The sequence below is a fragment of the Hymenobacter mucosus genome, from assembly GCF_900188255.1.
Lineage (GTDB): Bacteria > Bacteroidota > Bacteroidia > Cytophagales > Hymenobacteraceae > Hymenobacter > Hymenobacter mucosus.
In genome coordinates this window covers 357,307-377,238 of the sequence record NZ_FZNS01000002.1, presented here as the reverse complement: position 1 = coordinate 377,238, position 19,932 = coordinate 357,307, and the positions used below count along the sequence as shown (strand labels likewise).

General features: G+C 55.5%; 13 protein-coding genes. 5 read left to right on the top strand and 8 right to left on the bottom strand.

Annotated features, from left to right (window positions below):
- The first annotated feature begins 65 nt into the window (after window positions 1-65).
- Window positions 66-584: a gamma carbonic anhydrase family protein gene (locus tag CHB83_RS05520; protein WP_045688929.1), complete on the top strand. Its 519-nt coding sequence runs from the start codon at window positions 66-68 to the stop codon at window positions 582-584.
- Between the two features lie 96 nt (window positions 585-680).
- On the opposite strand, the gene CHB83_RS05515 is transcribed toward CHB83_RS05520, so the two are convergent.
- Window positions 681-2,015, bottom strand: a complete 1,335-nt coding sequence (locus CHB83_RS05515) for a hemolysin family protein (protein WP_045687614.1) — start codon at window positions 2,013-2,015, stop codon at window positions 681-683.
- Window positions 2,016-2,221: 206 nt separating this feature from the next.
- Between CHB83_RS05515 and CHB83_RS05510 the strand changes: the two genes are divergently transcribed.
- From CHB83_RS05510 to CHB83_RS05500, 3 genes are all read left to right on the top strand, one after another.
- Window positions 2,222-4,417, top strand: coding sequence for a protein-disulfide reductase DsbD family protein (locus CHB83_RS05510; RefSeq protein WP_089331954.1), 2,196 nt, complete (start codon window positions 2,222-2,224; stop codon window positions 4,415-4,417).
- A 724-nt stretch (window positions 4,418-5,141) separates the two neighbouring features.
- A complete protein-coding gene (locus CHB83_RS05505; protein ID WP_045687613.1) occupies window positions 5,142-5,609 on the top strand; it encodes an AsnC family transcriptional regulator in 468 nt (155 codons plus the stop codon).
- Window positions 5,610-6,059: 450 nt separating this feature from the next.
- Window positions 6,060-7,019: an energy transducer TonB gene (locus CHB83_RS05500; protein WP_089331953.1), complete on the top strand. Its 960-nt coding sequence runs from the start codon at window positions 6,060-6,062 to the stop codon at window positions 7,017-7,019.
- A gap of 69 nt (window positions 7,020-7,088) precedes the next feature.
- Here CHB83_RS05500 and CHB83_RS05495 read toward each other — a convergent pair whose 3' ends face one another.
- From CHB83_RS05495 to CHB83_RS05485, 3 genes are all read right to left on the bottom strand, one after another.
- The gene (locus CHB83_RS05495) at window positions 7,089-8,558 is read right to left on the bottom strand and encodes a glutamate synthase subunit beta (protein ID WP_089331952.1); all 1,470 of its coding nucleotides are present in this window, start codon (window positions 8,556-8,558) and stop codon (window positions 7,089-7,091) included.
- A gap of 123 nt (window positions 8,559-8,681) precedes the next feature.
- Window positions 8,682-13,199 (bottom strand): glutamate synthase large subunit, encoded by a 4,518-nt coding sequence (gene gltB, locus CHB83_RS05490; protein ID WP_089331951.1) that lies wholly within the window; start codon window positions 13,197-13,199, stop codon window positions 8,682-8,684.
- 329 nt (window positions 13,200-13,528) lie between these two features.
- Complete coding sequence (locus tag CHB83_RS05485; RefSeq protein WP_089331950.1) at window positions 13,529-14,476, bottom strand: 1-phosphofructokinase family hexose kinase; 948 nt, start codon at window positions 14,474-14,476, stop codon at window positions 13,529-13,531.
- A 282-nt stretch (window positions 14,477-14,758) separates the two neighbouring features.
- Between CHB83_RS05485 and CHB83_RS05480 the strand changes: the two genes are divergently transcribed.
- The gene (locus tag CHB83_RS05480) at window positions 14,759-15,619 is read left to right on the top strand and encodes an urease accessory protein UreD (protein ID WP_089331949.1); all 861 of its coding nucleotides are present in this window, start codon (window positions 14,759-14,761) and stop codon (window positions 15,617-15,619) included.
- A gap of 69 nt (window positions 15,620-15,688) precedes the next feature.
- On the opposite strand, the gene ureG is transcribed toward CHB83_RS05480, so the two are convergent.
- From ureG to CHB83_RS05460, 4 genes are all read right to left on the bottom strand, one after another.
- The gene (gene ureG / locus CHB83_RS05475; RefSeq protein ID WP_045687610.1) at window positions 15,689-16,441 is read right to left on the bottom strand and encodes an urease accessory protein UreG; all 753 of its coding nucleotides are present in this window, start codon (window positions 16,439-16,441) and stop codon (window positions 15,689-15,691) included.
- Window positions 16,442-16,498: 57 nt separating this feature from the next.
- Window positions 16,499-17,179, bottom strand: a complete 681-nt coding sequence (locus tag CHB83_RS05470; protein ID WP_045687609.1) for an urease accessory protein UreF — start codon at window positions 17,177-17,179, stop codon at window positions 16,499-16,501.
- 88 nt (window positions 17,180-17,267) lie between these two features.
- On the bottom strand, window positions 17,268-18,983 hold the full coding sequence (gene ureC, locus CHB83_RS05465; RefSeq protein ID WP_045687608.1) for an urease subunit alpha: 1,716 nt from the start codon (window positions 18,981-18,983) through the stop codon (window positions 17,268-17,270).
- Between the two features lie 170 nt (window positions 18,984-19,153).
- The gene (locus CHB83_RS05460) at window positions 19,154-19,888 is read right to left on the bottom strand and encodes an urease subunit beta (RefSeq protein WP_089331948.1); all 735 of its coding nucleotides are present in this window, start codon (window positions 19,886-19,888) and stop codon (window positions 19,154-19,156) included.
- Window positions 19,889-19,932: the final 44 nt, after the last annotated feature.

Here is a 19,932-nt window from a genome sequence, read left to right as displayed (position 1 = left end):
AAAGGGCAGTGGCCCGCAAGGTGCCGTTCGAGTACCTATACATAACTCAGCTTACTTTTACTCATATGCCCGCTCTTATCCTGTCTGTTCAAGGCCACTACCCACAAATAGGCCCCAACTGTTTTCTGGCTGATAATGCTACCGTTGTAGGTGATGTGACCCTCAGCGCCAAGTGCACGGTGTGGTTCAATGCCGTCATTAGGGGCGACGTGAACAGCATCCGGATTGGAGAGCAGACCAACATTCAAGACGGAGCCGTGATTCACTGCACCTACCAGAAGGCCGCTACTACAATTGGCAACCGCGTGAGCATTGGCCACAAGGCCATTGTGCACGGCTGCACCATAGAGGATGACGTCCTGATCGGGATGGGCGCTATTGTGATGGATAAGGCCGTGGTGGGACAAGGCTGCATTATTGCGGCCGGCGCGGTGGTGCTGGAGAACACACAATGTGAGCCAGGCTACTTGTATGCAGGTATTCCGGCCCGCAAGATTAAGCCCATTACGGAAGAGCAGCAGGCTACTATTCAGCGCACAGCCGATAACTATGTGCTGTATGCCAGCTGGTTCAGTGGTACCTAACCCTCCATATGTTGAGGCATAGCCAATCAGAAAGAAAAAGGCCTTCACCACGATGAAGGCCTTTTTCTTTCTGATTGGCTATGTGTTGCTGTTGTGTTACAACTCTAACGCCTCGTCAGCTTCCTGTTCACTCTCTTCTTGAGCAGTTACGCGAAGCTGCACCAGCTCTACCGAGCGGCGGGAGCGTTTCAACACCCTGAACTCGTAGTTGTCGAGCACGGCCACGTCGCCAACTTCCGGAATGTTGCCATAGATAACGTTGAGCAAGCCCCCTACCGTTTCATAGTCGTCGCCTTCGGGCAGAGGGTAGGGGAGGTACTCGTTGGCGTCAGGCACGGCAGTAGCAGCATTTACGCGGTACTCACCCTCCGATACCTTCTCCACTACCGGTACCTCGTTGTCGTACTCATCTTGGATTTCGCCCACCAGCTCCTCCATGATGTCCTCAATGGTGACGATGCCAGACACTCCACCAAACTCGTCGCTTACGATGGCCATGTGCATGTGCTTGCGCTGAAATTGACGCAATAGGCGGTTAATCTTCTTAGTCTCAGGCACGAAGTAGGCAGGACGCATGATCTTGGGCAGTTCGATGGGCTCCTGACGTCGGATAATTTGCAGCAGGTCCTTCACGTATAGCACCCCCACAATATTGTCGATGTTGCCTTCGTACACCGGAATACGGGAGTAGCCTTCGTTGTATACTACTTCCAAAATGGCGTCCTGCGTGGTGTGCACATCAATGGCCGAGAGCTTAGTGCGAGGCACCATGATCTGCTTCACCATACGGTCGTTGAATTCAAACACGTTCTCGATGAGTTCGTGCTCCGAATCCTGAATCTCGCCACTCTGCTTACTTTGATCCAGCAGCAGGCGTAGCTCGTCGGCCGAGTGGGCCTCGGAGTTATGCGTAACGTGGCCCCCAAACAAGCCCGCTACCATGTTAGAGAGCTTGTTGAGCAGCCAAATCAGCGGGAACGTAATAACATAAAAGCCGCGCAGGGGTGCTGCAACAGCCATGCAGATCGTTTCGGGGCGCTGAATAGCCAGCACTTTTGGGGCCTGCTCACCGATAACAATGTGGAGCGACGTGATGACAATGAAGGACACGGCCACCACCGAAAACGTGTGAACCGTAACACTGCTCACGCCAATGCCGAGTGAGTGCAGAATACTGAGCACTACATCGGAAACTACGCTTTCACCAATCCAACCCAAAGCCAGCGAGGCCAGCGTAATGCCGAGCTGCGTAGCGGAGAGGTAGGCGTCCAGGTTTTGTAGCATGCTCAGGGTGAGCTTGGCCAGGCGGTTGCCTCCTTGGGCGCGCAGTTCAATCTGAGAGCTGCGAACTTTCACCAGCGCAAATTCTGCCGCCACAAAAAACCCGTTCAGCAACACCAGCAGAACGGTAAATAGAATTTTTAAACCCATAGATGCGGGGCATGGCTCGACCGGCTTGGCTCCCTTTATGCTACAAAAGTACGAGAATCCGGGCAAGCGGTTCCGAGAAGGTTGAGAAACAGCGTAAACCTGGAGCGCTCGGGGCGGTTGGTGCAACGAGGTTCCTGGGAACTCTGTTGGGTAGTACCGTACTTTGTGAGCTTGGTACCTCCTCTTCTTTGACTATCTCTTTTTGCATGAGACCCTTAAAAATTTCTGGTTTGGCCGTAGTGCTGGTGTTGCTGAGTGCCCTAAACACACTGGCACAAGTACTCACGCCAACGAAGCTGAGCACCGCGGTAAGTAAAGCGGCACTAAAGGTTGGGGAGGAAACAGACCTCATCGTAAATGCGCGCATTCAGGATACGTGGCACCTCTACGCCACCGACTTTGATCCTGACTTGGGCCCGACCGTATTCACCTTCACCTTCGCCAAAAGCCCCGCCTATGAGCTGGTAGGAAAACCCAAGTCGGTGGGGGCCGAGAAACACTTCGACGAGACGTTCAAGGGCGACGTTACGTACTTCGAAAAAACAGGCACAATTCGCCAGCGCATTCGGGTGTTGCAGCCCGGCGCCCTTACGGTAAAGGCCGATGTGGAATACCAGAGCTGCACCGATGTGGACGGTCGTTGTATTCCGGGCAATGAAACCCTGAGCTTTGGCCCCGTGGAAGTTAGCGGCACGGCCATAGCCCCCTCTACACCTGATAAAACCGGAGCCGTAGTACCAAGCACCACGACTCCCACCACTACCGCCACCGCAACCGTAGCCGACACAGCTGCTACCACTCAAGCGGCTTCAGCCCCGGTAGTAAGCCCTGCCACCGATTCAGGTACTACGGTGGTAGCACAGGCCGAGCCTGCTGCGGCTGCAGTAGCGCAAGCTGCTGCCCCCGTAAGCACTACGCAGCCAGCGGGTACTGCCCTTTCCTTATGGAAGTTTCTGCTGCTAGCCTTTGGGGCTGGCTTGGTAGCGGTACTGATGCCCTGCGTGTACCCCATGCTCCCCATGACGGTATCGTACTTCACCAACAATAGCCGCAGCCGGGGCGAGGCGATTAGCAAGGCGCTCGTGTACGGCTTGTCCATCATTGGCATTTATACCGGAGTAGGCGTTTTGTTAAGCCTGCTGTTCGGGGCTGATGCTGCGAACCTAATCAGTTCGCACTGGCTGCCCAACCTGCTGTCCTTTGTCATCTTCATTATTTTCGGAATGTCCTTTTTGGGCTTATTCGAAATCAATGCGCCTAGCAGCTTAGTTAATAAAGTAGATGCGCAAGCTGATAAAGGCGGCTGGTCGGGCCTGTTCTTCATGGCTGCTACTTTAGTTCTTGTATCGTTTTCCTGCACGGTGCCTATTGTAGGCTCGGTAGCTATTTCGGCTGCTAATGGAGAATTGCTGCGGCCTACCTTGGCTATGCTGGCCTTCTCCACGGCGTTTGCTTTGCCCTTCGTACTGTTCGCCCTGTTTCCTACGTGGCTGAAGTCTATGCCCCGCTCGGGAGGGTGGCTAAACACGCTGAAGGTAGCTTTGGGCTTTGTAGAGCTTGGCATGGCGTTCAAGTTTCTAAGCTCCGCCGACCTTTCATACCATTGGGGATTGTTGCCCCGGCCCGTATTCCTGGCCATCTGGATTGTACTGGCGGGCCTGCTTGGTTTGTACTTGCTAGGCAAATTCCGCTTGTCGCACGATAGTGAATCGTCGCACGTGAGTGTACCCCGCTTGCTGATGGCTGCCGTTGTGCTATCGTTTATGCTGTACATGGTGCCCGGCCTTTTTGGTGCTCCGCTCAACGGGCTCTCAGCCTTAGCGCCGCCAGCTAGCCGTCAGGATTTTGCTTGGATTAGTAGCAGCGCTACGCCAGCAGTGGCCGCGCAGCAGACAACGTGCACTACGCCACGCTTCGAGGGCGACCTAGAGCTGCCTCACAATCTATCAGGATACTTCACCTTGCAGGAAGCCCTAGAGTGCGCTCGTCAGCGTAAAAAGCCGTTGTTTGTCGACTTCACAGGCCACAATTGCGGTAACTGCCGCGTAATGGAAGCCACCGTGTGGAGCGACCCCCGCGTGCTCAAGCGCTTGCGCGAAGACTTTGTAGTAGTAGCTCTTTATGCCGACGATAAAACAGAGTTGCCCCAAAGCCAGTGGTACACGTCTACCCGCGACCAGCGCGTGAAAAAGACCTTAGGCGAGCAGAATCTGGATTTTCAGATTAGCCGGTTCAATATGAACGCGCAACCCTACTACGTGATTTTGGACCCGGCCAGCACAATGGAGCAGCCATTGGCTCTCACAACGGCAGTGGCCTATGAGTCAGATATTAATAAGTTTATCCAATTCTTGGATGCAGGTTTAACTCGTTATCAGCAGCCTCCAGTAGCACAGCGCTAGCTGCCACCTACCAAAAAGAACACCGCATGTAGCCTGTGCTGCATGCGGTGTTCTTTTTGGTAGGTGGCTATTAATCTCACCAAGTCCGAACTGTTTAAGAAAACACTTCGTGAAACAACACGTGGTAGGAGATACCTCAACGAGCCAAGTATATCCAGTTGTATACTGAAAGTAGCTTTCAGAAGCAGCCTTATAGAAAGAATAGTGTTTTTAGAACAGAGAGGAGTTTTTTGGAGTTTGGCGGGTAAATCGAATGGGAAATACCGTTCTTTGCGGCCGGTTTAGCAAACCTGTTCTTTTTGCTTGCAACAAGCAGGTAGAACGCCGGAACTGCTGGGCATAATAAAAGGCGGCACCCACCCAGATGCCGCCTCTTTAAAAGGAACGCACCCACCCAGATACGTTCCGTTTTTTCCTCCTCACGATTTTGCCCACCCAAAGAAGAAAAGTGCTGTAGAAGAAGGATTCGAACCTCCACGGAGTAGTTAGCCGGCCGCCGGACCAGTTTTTCCCGAATCTCCACCCCCGAGAGAGGAGGGCATGTCTGCCAGTTTCATCATTCTACATTGTTTTGTAGTAATCTCGCGCCGTTTGCGTTGGATTATGACAAATGTACTACCTTGGTCTGAATTATAAAATATAAGCAGGCTTTTGGCTAAAAAAATACATTATTTTTAAATAACGTAAACATTACTTGCTAATCAAGTAATCAACTTGCTCAAAAATGGCTCGCAATTACGAACTTGACGACACCGACCGTAAAATCCTGGCATTACTGATTGATGATGCCAAAATGCCTTACACTGAAATAGCTCGCAAGGTACACGTATCGGGTGGTACGGTGCACGTGCGCATGGCTCGGTTAGAGGAATTGGGCATTGTGCAGGGTGCTACCTTAAAGATTGATTACCAGAAGCTAGGCTACGGCGTGCGGGCTTTTCTTGGCATCTATCTGCTAAAAAGCTCGGTGTATGGTAGTGTAGTTGAGGAATTGCGGCGTATTCCAGAGGTAGTCAGCATTGACTTTACAACGGGCGCTTATGGCATCTTTGCACGGATTATCTGTCGTGACACGGCGCACTTGCGTGACGTGCTACATGATCAGATTCAGCTAATCGAAGGGATTGAGCGCACCGAGACGCTGATTTCTTTGGAAGAGGCCTTCAACCGCCCAATACAAATGATGGACTAACCTAGCCCAACCTTGGGCAAGAGCAGCGGCTCCTTTCTACCTGTGGGCGTGGAAAGGAGCCGCTGCTCTTGGTTGCTGCCTAGTACTCTCTAGCGACACCGAAACCCTACACAGTTGGGTATTGCTTGAGGTAATGGATACCTTCATCCAAAGGATAATACAGTTTAGTGTTGGTGCCAGAAAATCAGGATTGTTGTGTTATTTAAGCTTACTATTGGGCAAGTGTTCGGGCTACTTAACCAGAACAAGATGATATAGTGAATGCAGGCCGGTACTGTGAACCCATGTTTACTTGCAGTATAAGCAGAGGAATGGAGCAGAACAGGCTAATTGATCGATGAATATATAATATGGTATTATTCAGGAAATGATGCCCCACTTCTTGATATCGGTGATAGAATAAATTATATTTCATCTACCTGCCGTGCGCAGGAGGTCGACTAAGCTTTTATGACTGTGCGTTACTGTGCTTTGCTTGTTTTTGTAGCGGCACCTTATGTTGGCTTGGCCCAAAGTCTACCCGCAGTTTATCTCAATGATCGGGACGAAGCCACCGTGCCGGATAGCGCGTCGCACTACCGGATCATCGACCGCAAGAGCGACTTGCTGGAGACCTTCACAATGCGAGAGTATTCCTTATCGGGAACCTTATTGTTAAAAGGCGCTCTATCCTCCATTGATCCGCCAGTGCGTAATGGACAACTGACTTGGTACCACCCTAGCGGCACCAAAGCCGGACAAGTGCACTATCACAATGATGAAGCCGATGGCCTGTACGTAGGGTGGTACGAAGATGGTCGCATTAGCCAGCGCGGAGAATATACCGATGGGCAACGAACCGGCCGTTGGATTACGGTACACCGCAATGGCCAAAAACGCTCCGAGGGCCGCTACCATAATGGGCGGGCTGTGGGTGAGTGGCATTACTACTACGACACCGGTCAGCTAAGCGCAATAGAGCTTCCCGATCGGCAAGGCAAGCCCTTAGCTCTAGCTTTCTTCAACGAAGACGGCTCGGCTTATATGGGGAAAGTGCAGGCCCGAGAACTGCCTAAGTTTCCGGGTGGGCAAGGCGCGCTGCTGAGCTACATCGCGCGCAACACCAACTACCCCAAGAATTCCCGGCGTAAAGGCATCACGGGCAAAGTGTACGTACGCTATACGGTAGACGAGGACGGGCGTGTAGGACAGGTGCAAGTAGTGCGCAGCCTTTCTCCCGATGCCGACCAAGAGGCTCGCCGAGTAGTAGCTAGCTTGCCCGTGTTTGAGCCTGGACGGGAATACAACCTGCCCACGGCAATGACATTTACCCTGCCTATTTATTTCGCTCCGAACTTCTCTTTGTTCTCGGGAGTACGCCCCCCGCAAGTGCCGCCCACGGAGGCCCGCGCTACCAGTCCCGATGAGTAAAAGCAAGAGCCCCAGAAGCATGAAGTAGCTCCCAGGGCTCTGTCGTTCTTATCGGAACGTAGCCTATGCTTAGGCAAGCATCCCAACTGCGTTTTTGCTCGGCAAGGCCGTTTTGCCAGTTAAAAATAGGTCTACTTTCCGGGCTGCCTCGCGCCCTTCCGAAATAGCCCATACCACCAATGACTGCCCCCGACGCATATCACCAGCAACGAATACATTGGGGGTGCTGGTCTGGTAGGATGTGTCGGTAGCCTGAACATTTCCCCGTTCATCTACCTGTACTTGGAGCTGTTCCAGCAGCCCCGCGTATTGGGGCGAGGTAAAGCCCAGGGCGAGTAGCACCAGCTGACAAGGAATTTCGCGTTCCGAGCCTTCTATTTCCTCAAACGTGAGGCGGCGGCCCATAATGTCGGTTTCCCAGGTAATGTCGCTAACGAGTAAACCCCGCACGCGGCCCTCCTCGTCACCGAGGAAGGCTTTCGTCTTGATGCCCCAGTAGCGCTGGCAGCCCTCTTCGTGCGAAGTGCTACTGCGGAAAATAGCTGGTTCCTGAGGCCAAGGTGTGTGGGCGGGACGCTCAGTACCAGGCTGGTGCATTTGGGCAAACTGCGTAACGCTACGGGCCTGCTGCCGGTTAGCGGTGCCCACGCAGTCAGAACCCGTGTCGCCACTACCAATTACTACCACATCGTGGCTAGTGGCAAGTAGCTCTGCTTCTAGCAAGGAGAGGTTGCTTACCCGGCGGTTGTGTTGGGTAAGGTAGGGCATGGCAAAGTAAATGCCCTGCAACTCCCGGCCGGGAATAGGCAAGTCGCGCGGCACGGTAGCTCCGCCTGCCAGCACTACTGCATCGAAGGTGCGTGTTAGCTCCTGGGCGGCTAGGTCGCGGCCGATTTCCGTGTTACAGCGGAATACCACACCATCTTCCTCCAGCAACTGAATCCGACGGTCAATTACCCACTTTTCCAGCTTAAAATCAGGAACACCGTAGCGCAGTAAACCACCCGGTAGATCGTCGCGCTCGAACACGGTTACGGAGTGGCCAGCCTTTGCCAGCTGGGCGGCAGCAGCCAACCCAGCTGGGCCGCTGCCTACTACTGCTACCGTCTTGCCCGACTTCAACACGGGAGCCGTAGGGCGCACGTAGCCTTTGGAGAAGGCTATTTCAATGATGTGCTTTTCAATTTCCTCAATGGCCACCGGTGCTCGGTTGATGCTTAGTACGCACGCCGACTCGCAGGGGGCGGGGCAGATACGTCCTGTAAATTCGGGGAAATTGTTGGTAGACGATAAGATGCGGTAGGCTTCTTCCCAATCTTGCTGGTATACGGCATCATTGAACTCAGGAATGATGTTGCCGAGTGGGCAGCCTGAGTGACAAAACGGAATGCCACAATCCATGCAGCGGGCCGCTTGCTTGGTTAGTTGATCTTCGGTGTACAAGCCCACAAACTCGCGGTTGTGAGCCACGCGTTCCTGCGGGGCGGCCTTCGTAGGAAGCTCCCGCTCAAACTCTTTAAATCCCGTTATATGTCCCATTCTGTGGGCTGTTTGATCTGTGAGAGAACCTAGCGGGAGAAATCAGTACGCATCTGGTTTCTCCCGCTACGTGTGTTTCGGTGGTAGACAGTAGGCTAAGTAGGGTGCTATGCGTGGCTTCCATTACGCCATAGCGTACTGGGCTTTTTGCAGCACCTTCTTGTATTCGGAGGGGAAGACCTTCACGAATCTGCCCACTTCTTCGCTCCAGTTACCGAGCAAGTAGGCTGCAAGCTGACTGCCAGTAAGCTGCTGATGCTGGTGCAAGAGGGCCTGAATTTGGGTTTCGTCGTCGGCATCCAAGGGGTCAAGCTCTACCATCTCGGTGTTGCAGTTCTGGGGGAATGTGCCGTCAGGGTCATACACCCAGGCAATGCCTCCGCTCATGCCGGCCGCAAAGTTGCGGCCTGTTTTACCCAGAATTAGCGCGCGGCCTCCGGTCATGTATTCGCAGCCATGGTCGCCCACGCCTTCCACTACAGCCGTGGCACCGGAGTTGCGGACGGCAAACCGCTCGCCCGCCTGCCCGCGCACAAACAGCTCACCGGAGGTGGCTCCGTACAAGGCTACGTTGCCAATGATGATGTTCTGCTCGGGTACAAAACGGCCTTCCGCCGCCGGAAAAATGGCTAAGCGTGCTCCCGACAAGCCTTTGCCTACATAGTCGTTGGCTTCGCCTTCCAGAGCAAAGGAGAGGCCTTTGGCGCAAAATGCGCCAAAGCTCTGACCAGCCGACCCCCGGAAAGAGTAATTGACAGTGTTGTCGGGGAGACCGGCCGCGTGGTAGCGCTTCGCTACTTCATTAGATAGCAACGTGCCAATAGTGCGGTCGGTATTGCGCACATCGAAGGTGGCGAATACCGGAATTCGCTCGTCGAGAGCTGGCTTAGCATGTGCCAGGAGCTGCCAGTCAAGGATATTAGCAAGGCCGTGATCTTGCTGCTCGCTGTTGTAGAGCGTGCCGCCCGAGGGATTCGGGACGGGCTGCAAGAGGTCCGTCAGGTCCAGCGTGCGGCTTTTCCAGTGCGTAATGCCTTCACGAACCTTTAGAAACTGAGTTCGGCCCACCATCTCGTTTACCGTCCGGAAACCAAGCTCCGCCATTATTTCGCGGAGTTCTTCGGCCAAAAACCGGAACAGGTTTACAATGTGCTCAGGCTGACCCGTGAACAGTTTGCGCAGCTCTGGGTCTTGGGTTGCTACCCCTACCGGACAAGTATTGAGATGGCATTTGCGCATCATAATACAGCCCCCCGCAATGAGGGCAGCCGTGGCTACTCCCCATTCCTCGGCTCCAAGTAAGGCCGCTACGGCTAAGTCGCGGCCCGTTTTGAGCTGCCCATCGGCTTGCAGCACCACGCGGCTACGCAGTTGGTTGCGAAGTAAGGTTTGGTGAGCTTCAGCCAAGCCAAGTTCCCACGGCAGGCCAGCGTGCTTGATGGAACTCATAGGTGAGGCCCCGGTTCCCCCATCGTACCCCGCAATGAGGATCACATCGGCGTGGGCTTTGGCTACCCCCGCCGATATGGTACCCACACCTGCTTTGCTCACCAGCTTCACATTAATGCGAGCGGCACGGTTGGCATTCTTCAGGTCGAAAATCAATTGAGCCAGGTCCTCAATCGAGTAGATATCGTGGTGGGGCGGGGGCGAAATCAGGCCTACGCCGGGCGTAGCATGGCGCACCTTGGCAATCCATTCGTCTACCTTATGGCCCGGCAACTGGCCGCCTTCTCCGGGCTTGGCACCCTGGGCCATCTTAATTTGCAGCTCGTCGGCATTGGTGAGGTAGTGCGCCGTAACGCCGAAGCGGGCCGATGCTACCTGCTTAATAGCTGAGCGCATAGAATCCCCATTGGGCATATGCTCATAGCGCAGCGGGTCTTCGCCACCTTCGCCGGTATTGCTTTTGCCCCCAATGCGGTTCATGGCAATAGCCAGCGTGCTGTGCGCTTCATGCGAGATAGACCCGAACGACATGGCCCCGGTAGCAAAGCGCTTCATGATGCTTTCCGCCGGCTCTACCTCTTCCAGGCTAATGGCGGGACGATGGTGAGCAAAATCTAGCAGGCCGCGTAAGGTAAACATGCGCTCGGGCTGCTCATTCAGTAGGCGGGCGTAGCGGCGGTACACGTCGTAGTTGCCAGTGCGGGTGGCGTGCTGAAGCAGGTGCACCGTTTCGGGGTTGAACATGTGGGCCTCGCCTCGGCGGCGCCACTGGTAGATGCCGCCTTCAGGAAGCAACTGCTGCTCTTCCGAAGAGCTGCTCTTAAAACCTTGAAACTGTTTATAAAGCGTTTCGCGGGCTATTTCGTCTAGCCCAAGCCCCCCAATGCGCGTTACGGCTCCCGTGAAGTAGCGGTCCACTACGCTTTGATTGAGGCCTAATATCTCGAACACCTGCGCGCCGTGGTACGACTGCAGGGTGCTGATGCCCATCTTGGAGAAAATTTTCAGTAGGCCGTCGCACACTGCCTTGATGTAGTTCTTGGCTAGCTGAGGGTACTCGTACGTGGTGTTGAATTGACCGCCCGCGTGCATGGTTTGCACCGTAGACAGGGCCAAGTACGGGTTAATGGCGGTGGCACCGAAGGCCAGCAGGCAGGCAAAGTGATGTACCTCCCACACGTCGCCGGCCTCTACTACAAGGCCCACCGAGCCCCGGTAGCCCTTGCGAATCAGGTGGTGATGTACCGCCGAAACAGCCAGCAAGGAGGGAATAGGCGCGTGCTTGGAGTCCAGGCCGCGGTCCGACAGAATCAGTACTTCAAAGCCATCATTTACCGCGTCTTCGGCGTAGCGGCACAGGCGGTCCAGGCCGGCTTCCATGGAACCAGGCTTGCCATCGGCCTTGAAGTAGGAAAGCAGGGTCTTGGCATTGAACATGCCCGTATCAATACTGCGCAGCTTTTCCAGCTCATGATTCGTGAGAATAGGCTGGCGCAACGCCACGCAGTGGCAGTGCATTTTGTCCTCATCGAGGATGTTGCCATTGTTGCCGATGAAGGTAGCCAGGCTCATAACCAACCGCTCCCGAATGGGGTCGATGGGCGGGTTAGTCACCTGGGCAAAAAACTGCTTGAAATAGCTGCTCAGGTGCTGAGGCTGATCCGACAACACTGCCAGCGGTACGTCTACCCCCATAGAACCGATAGGCTCCTTGCCTTCGAGGGCCATGGGCGTAATGAGCGTATCAATGTCTTCACGAGTGTAGCCAAACACCTGGTGATACTTAAATACCGCCTCGGCCGCCAGATCGGAAAACACTTGGCGCGGTTCGGGCAATTCCTCCAGCCGAATCTGGTACTCGTCGAGCCACTGGGCGTAGGGCTGACGGGCGGCTGCTTGGGCTTTCAGCTCCTCATCGGTGATGATTTGGCCAGCTACGGTGTCAATGAGCAACATCTTACCGGGCTGCAAGCGGCCTTTCTTCTCCACAGTCGCTTCGGGAATGTGCAAGACTCCGGTTTCGGAGGCCACCATCACACGTCCATCATTGGTGACTATGTAGCGCAGAGGGCGCAGCCCGTTGCGGTCCAGCATAGCGCCCAGCATTTGACCATCCGTGAAGAGTAGGGCGGCGGGGCCGTCCCACGGAGCCATGAAAGTGGCGTGAAACTCGTAGAAGGCCTTTTTGAACGGGTCCATCTGCGTGTTGCCGTCCCAGGCTTCGGGCACCAGCATCATCATCACGTGGGGCAACGAGCGCCCCGAGTGCAGCAGAACCTCCACAATGTTGTCGAGGCAGGCTGAGTCCGACTGGTTGCTGTCGATAACGGGCAGTACCATGTCCATTTCCTCGGCCGAAAAGTACGGCGACACGTAGGAGCGCAGGCCCGCGTAGAACCAGTTGAGGTTGCCCCGCAGGGTATTAATCTCTCCATTGTGAGCCAGCAGCCGGAACGGCTGGGCTAGGCGCCAAGAAGGAAACGTGTTGGTAGAAAAGCGCGAGTGCACCATCCCAAACGCCGACGTCACCCGCTCGTCCGACAGGTCGGGGAAGTAGCCGCGCACCTGGTAGGTAGTGAGCTGCCCTTTGTAAACAATGGTTTTGCAGGAAAGGGAAGTGAAGTAGAAATCATCGGCGGCGGCTGGCACCTGCTCCGAAACGGTTTTGGTAATGTAGCGCCGCAACACGTAGAGCTTGCGCTCAAAGTCCTCGGGTGAGGCGATGCCGGCGGGCCGCGCCACAAACACCTGCTCAATGGCTGGCTCAGCAGCCAAGGCCGTTGGGCCAATGCCGGTAGGGTTTACGGGCACGGGACGGTACCCAAGCACCCGAATGCCTAACTGCTCGGCCGCGGCATTAATAAGGGTGCGGCACGCTTCCTTGGGCGCGGCTTCTTTGGGGAAGAATAGCATGCCCACGCCGTACGAGCCCGGTTCGGGGAGGCGGATGTTGCGGGCTGTGCATTCTTCAAGAAAAAACCAGTGGGGCAGTTGCAGGAGCAGGCCAGCCCCATCGCCAGAGTCAGAGTCGCAACCACAGGCGCCGCGGTGCTCCATATTCTCCAGCATGGTCAGCGCATCGGCAATAATCTGGTGCGACTTACGGCCGTTGAGGTAGGCAATAAAACCGGTACCACAGGCGTCGTGTTCAAACTCCGGGCGGTACAGGCCCAGGGAGGTATCAGGCGTCATGGAAATATGTGGTGTCGTGGTTGGAAAGATTCTGCCCTTCGTTAATAGGTCGAATTAGCAAGATATTATCCTCTTCCAAGCACGTGCGTCGCCACGAGCCTTTTTTACGATTTCTAACCTTTCCAGTAAGGTTGTTAGGCGCTCAATAAGTGGCTGTTATAACGCTGCAAAGCCATTTCAACGCAGTGTAAAGTTCTATTGCGCAAGTGCAGAAAAAAATGTGTTAAGTGCAGGGTATAGTCTAAAAAGCGTAGCCCGGGCTTATCAACCACTGATGAAGCCCGGGCTACGTTGCTAGTGGAGATGTAGAGCGTACTGCCGGTTGCGCGTTAGGCAATTGCTGGCATCATCTGTAGTAGCCACCGGTACAGCTTGTTGGCATCGGCCGGACGGAAAAGCTCCGTACCAGGGTTCATGGTGGCCGCCGTGCCGCAAGCCACTCCCATCCGAATCACCTCCCGCAAGCTTTGCCCATTAGACAGCGCCCATACCATACCAGCCACCATGCTGTCGCCGGCTCCTACGGTACTGCGCTTTTTTACGGCCGGTGCCGGTACGTGGTCTACGGTGTCCTTGGTAATGAGGCAAGCACCTTGGGGCCCTAATGAAACCACGATGATGTCGCACTTGCCGCGGGCAATGATGCTTTGCGCCGCATCCGGCACCGATTCACTATCCAGGGCATCAACGCCAGATAACCGGCTCAGCTCGCCTACATTGGGTTTGATGAGGTATACCTTCTCATCGAGGGCCTGCTCCAGGGCTGGGCCAGAGGTGTCCACGATAAGCCGAATGCCCACTTGCTCGGCCATGTGTGCTACCTCTCCCAAGTAAGCCGGGTCGACGCCGGGCGGAAGGCTGCCGCTCACTACTAACATGCTGGCAGTAGGAGCCAGGCCGCGCAGAGTTTGGAGAATTTGCTGCTGGTACTGGGGCTCTAGCGGCGTGCCCGGCATTCCAAACCGGAACTGGTGATTGGTAGTACTCTCCACCACAATAAAGTTTTCGCGCGTGCGGTGGGTTGTTTCAATGGCCTGCTGGGTAATGCCTTCGTGGGTTAGCAGTTCGCGCAGGATGGCGCCCGTAGGGCCACCTACCGGAAATACCGCTACCGAATCAGTGCCCAGCCGCCGCAGTGCCCGCGACACGTTGATGCCCCCGCCGCCCGGCTCGAACACTGGCGGGGCGCACGACAGTTTTTGCTCCGAGACCAGCTTGTCAACCGATGTGCTTTTATCAACCGTAGGGTTAAGCGTGAGCGTGATGATAGGTTTCATAGGCGAGAGGCAGTAGGAAAGAAAGGAGCTTGTCTATACTCGCATGCTGGGTGCTGGTTACGGACGAGCCTCAACAAGGTGCCGCCCTGGCTGGTAGAAATACTGCGTCGGTTGGGGCCAGGGTGGGGCTAGAAGCAGGTAGAAAAGCATGTTTAGCCTGGGTACCTGTAAGGTGCCATTGGCAGCCCCTAGGTATCCTTCGGCTACCTAGTGAGTACGAAGGGACAGGAATAAAGCCCGCCAGCTAGTTTCAGTAGGTAGTCCCGTTTTATCTTGGCGGCAATGAATGTTTCCGACTCTGGCTGGAGCAGCGTGGAGGTGGCCCAGGTGCGCCACAAAACGCAGTTGATTACCAGCAAAAGCATCCAACCACTTAAGATTTTAAATCCGGCCTCGCCGGCTACTGCCTGCCACGTCATGCTATCCAGCTACGGGGGCGGTATGGTGGCCGGCGACGTTATTCGCTTACGGGTGGAAGCGCAGGCGGAGGCTCGGGTATTCATCAATACTCAATCGAATACCAAGATTTTTCGCTCAACCGATGGGTCAGTAGCCCAGCAGTACGTGGTGGGGTACTTAGCCGACAATAGCCTGACCGTCGTCTTTCCTGACCCCGTGGTGCTGCAAGCCGAAAGCCGCTACCGGCAGGTGCAGGAATGGCACCTGCAACCTGGCGCCCTGCTGCTCGTGGCCGACTGGTTTCATTCTGGCCGTATGGACCAGGGCGAGCAATTTGCCTTTACCTCCTTGCATACGGAGTTGAAAGTGCGCTTAGCGGGCCGCCTTGTGCTGCTAGACCGGTTTACTTTTCAACCAACAGACCATATTGCTACGTCGCCGGCCAACTTTGCTGGCTACCAAACGATGCTCTCAGTATACTTGGTGGGTAGCCCCGAAGATGGACGCTTTCAGCAACTCGCGGACCTTCTGGCCCAGCAGCAGCTAGCCGGTAGCACCGGCCCCCATTTCACCGTAACCGGCCACGACTACGTGGTGGCCATTACCCGCGCCAAACCAGAAGTGTACCTCTTGCGGGCCGCTGCGCACAGCCGCATTGCGTTGCAGCCGCTCTGTAATCGAATCTTAGCAGCTTTGGCCAACCCGGAATTGCTGGGCTACAATCCCTGGCAGCGAAAATACTAGCTGCCTAAAACCGCCCTAGTGCTAGAGGAGCAAAGCACTAGGGCGGTTTTAGGTGGGGCAGTGCACTGTTTATCGGCGGTCTTCGCGTACGGAAGCTAGGGCACGGGCCTTGGCTTCCTTAATATGAGCAATAATATCGTCGAGGCCGTGGCCGTCGATGGCGCGGGCAAAGAGGAAGGGGCCAGAGCCGCGCATCTTACGAGAGTCACGCTCCATTACGCCCAAATCGGCCCGGATGAGGTCTTTTAGGTCAATTTTGTTGATGATGAGCAGGTCCGACTGAGTAATGCCGGGGCCACCCTTGCGCGGAATCTTGTCGCCGCCCGACACGTCGATAACATAGATGGAGTAGTCAACTAACTCGCGGCTGAAGTGAGCAGCCAGGTTGTCGCCCCCGCTTTCCACGAACAGGAAATCGAGCTGATTATTAAACTTCGCCATCAAGCCTTCCAAGGCGTCCATATTCAGAGAAATATCTTCCCGAATGGCAGCGTGGGGGCAGCCGCCGGTTTCTACGCCTACTATCCGGTCCTCGCTCAAGGCGCTATTGCGAATTAGGAACTCGGCATCTTCGCGGGTAAAGATGTCATTGGTAACTACGCCTAGCTCGTGGTCGTGGCGCATCCGCTCGCACAGGGCTTTGAGCAGGGCCGTTTTGCCAGTGCCTACGGGCCCGCCAATGCCCACTGTGAAGGCGCGTTTGCGGAAGTTGCGGTAGGAGGGCAGCCGGCGCGTTTCCCGTTCCTCAAAGTCGCCCGGCGACTCATAGGCTTCGTGGGTATGCCCGTGCAGCAGCAGGGCCAGCTTTTCGACAAATGCCATTAGAAGAAGTTGTTATTTAAGGGAGGCAATGAGCTTCGTAGGATGAGCTCTGAGTAATCAGTTTTGAAAGAGCTTGGAATATAGGTCTTCGTGCAAGACCTGAGCAGTATCAAGCAGAAAAGCCGAGCGGCAGGCATCCTGGTATTCTTTGCTGGCCTGGGCGGCCAGCAACTCCTCGAACACGGTGTAGAAGTCGTGCTGTAGGCGGTGGCCTTCCAGAGGGCCCAGAAAACCTAGGCGGATAGCGGCGCTAAGCTGGTCGCGCAGCAGCATATGCAGGTACATCGTCTGCAAATCTGGCAGTTGAAAACCGGCTTTCTGAAGCGCCAGGGTAAACAGCAAAGTGAAATGTTGAGGTTGCTGGTGCTGGACAAACCATTCGCCGAGGGCTTGCAAGCCCGCAGTAGGGTAAAAGGAAACCAATAGCTTTAGCCAGTTGCGACCTTGTACTACGCTGGCTTTGTGCAAGGCCGGCACTAGCATTTGAGCATCGTATTCTTCCGCTAGAACTAAAAACTCATTTCCTAACTCCTGACCGGCCAGCCGGAAGCAGGAAGTCATAACGGGTAGCTCCATGCTGCTCACTTGCTGCAGATACGCATACAGGTAGTTTCGCAACCCAAATGCATTCGTGACTAGCCCAAACGTGATGCTAGCCTCCAGCCCGTAAGAATACGCAAACGACCCCGTTGGAATCGACGAATCGACTAGGTGAAGCAAGCGGGCAAATTGAGTCATGATGCCGGGCTAGGAGGCTGGGAGAAGAAAATCTGAGACTAAGCTAAGTGGTTAGCCATTGGGCTTTTTCGGCGTAGAGGTGCGCCGCCTAGAACAGGTTATACAACTGAGCCAGCGGGAGCTTTTTAGCTGGCTCACACGTAAGGTGCACACCATCCACGAGCACGCGGTAGGTTTCGGGGTCTACCTCGATATTGGGCAGGTAGTCGTTCAGAGCCATATCCTTTTTCGCCACCGTACGGCAGTTCTTCACCGCTACTACCTGCTTTTGCAAACGGTAGGTATTGCGCACGTGCTCTACCGAGGCCGCCGATACAAACACCATGGAGGTCTTGCCAATGGCACCGCCCAGCGCCCCGAACATAGGCCGAGAAAAGGAAGGCTGGGGCGTGGGAATAGACGCATTGGCGTCGCCCATTTGCGACTGCGCAATGATGCCTCCCTTCAAAATCATTTCTGGCCGCACGCCAAAAAACTGTGGCTTCCACAGTACTAAGTCCGCCAGCTTGCCCAACTCTACCGAGCCGATTTCTTCCGAGATGCCGTGGGCGCGGGCCGGGTTAATGGTGTACTTGGCCACGTAGCGCCGGGCGCGGAAGTTATCCGTTTGGGTTGCCGCGTCCTCGGGGAGTAGGCCGCGCTGGGTTTTCATCTTGTGGGCCGTTTGCCAGGTGCGCGTAATTACTTCGCCTACCCGGCCCATGGCTTGGGAATCGGAGGAAATAATACTCAGGGCACCCATATCGTGCAGAATATCCTCGGCGGCAATGGTTTCGCCCCGAATGCGGCTTTCGGCAAAGGCTACGTCCTCGGGAATGTTGCGGTCGAGGTGGTGGCAGACCATGAGCATATCGAGGTGCTCATCAATGGTATTCACTGTGAAGGGCCGCGTGGGGTTGGTGCTGGAGGGAAGCACGTTAGGCTCTCCGCAGATTTTGATGATGTCGGGGGCGTGGCCGCCCCCGGCCCCTTCGGTGTGGTAGGAGTGGATGGTGCGGCCTTTGAAGGCAGCAGTAGAGGTTTCCACGAAGCCGCTTTCGTTGAGTGTATCCGTGTGAATGCACACCTGCACGTCATATTGCTCCGCAATGGTGAGGCACTGGTCGATGGCGGCGGGCGTAGTGCCCCAGTCCTCGTGCAGCTTGAAGCCCAAGGCGCCGGCCTCAACCTGCTCAATCAAGCCCTCAGGTTTGGAGGAATTGCCCTTACCTAGGAAACCGAAGTTGAGCGGGTAGGCCTCGGTAGCCTTCAGCATCATTTCTAAGTAGAAGGCGCCCGGCGTGCAAGTGGTGGCGTTGGTGCCCGCCGCTGGCCCGGTGCCGCCCCCAATCATGGTCGTCACGCCGGAAGCCAACGCCTCCGGAATCTGTTGGGGGCTGATGAAGTGAATGTGGCAGTCGATGCCGCCAGCAGTAAGAATCTGTCCCTCGCCGGCTACTACTTCCGTCGTCACGCCTACCACCATACCGGCCGTCACGCCCGGCATAATATGCGGATTGCCGGCCTTGCCAATGCCCACAATACGCCCATTCTTGATGCCAATATCGGCCTTAAAAATGCCAGTGTAATCCAGCACCAAGGCATTGGTAATTACTAAATCTAGCGCGTCGGCTTGGCCTATACCGGCGGCTTGGCCCATACCGTCGCGCAGCACCTTGCCGCCCCCGAACTTGCATTCCTCGCCGTAGGTAGAGTAGTCTTTCTCCACCATGATGAGCAGGTCTGTGTCGCCGAGGCGCACGGTATCGCCCGTAGTGGGGCCGTACATATCGGCGTACGCGCGCCGGTCGATGGGAAGGGACATGAAAAATGGGTTTAAGAAGTAGTTGGTGGCCTTACAATGCGTGCATCAGGCTAATAATAAAGAGCATCAAAAGCATGAGCCCGACATAGGCCACGTTTCAGAAGGCTATAACTATAGGCTTATATGAGTCAAGAAGTCAGGCCATAGTATGAAGCACAAATTGGCAGCGACTAGCTGAGTTTTCCTACCGCCATTTCCCGCACTGCTGAATCATCTAGCTTTCCATCAATCAGCCCATTGCCACCATACACGATACGCTCGCCGCCCAGCGCTACCAGCATTACCCGCTTTCGCTCGCCGGGCTCGAAGCGCACGGCAGTCCCGGCCGGGATGTTGAGGCGGTAGCCGTAGGAGAGGGCACGGTCGAACTGAAGAGACGCATTCGTCTCGAAGAAGGGGTAGTGCGAGCCGACTTGCACTGGCCGGTCGCCCATGTTGGTTACGTCCAGCTCCACGGTAGCGCGTCCTTTGTTCAGAAGCAGTTCGCCGGGGGCTAAGTGGTACTCACCGGGAATGGGGCTGCTGGTGTTGTCGGGGGTAGCAAGCGGCTCGGCCCGCGTTAGGCCCGAACTATAGAGGGCCAGCGTAGGGTCGCCCGTTTCGCGGCAGATGGGGTGATGCACCGTGACGAGCTTGGTACCATCGGGGAAGGTGCCTTCTATCTGCACTTCGGCCAATAGCTCTGCCACACCAGGCAGCACGTCTTGGAAACCCAGTAATTGCTTGCCCTTGTTCATGAGTACATCTACCCGCTCACCGTCGCGAATGAACTCTAGCAGCTGGGTAGCAATGAGAGACAGTGCCTCGGGGTAATTTAGCTTGAGGCCGCGCGCATAGCGCTTCTGGGCCACAAAACCGGCCTGGTGCAGCACCAGCTTATCGAGGTCTTTGGGGGATAGGTGCATAACGAGCAGACAAAAGGGAAAGGCCGCTACAGCCGCAGCAAGGG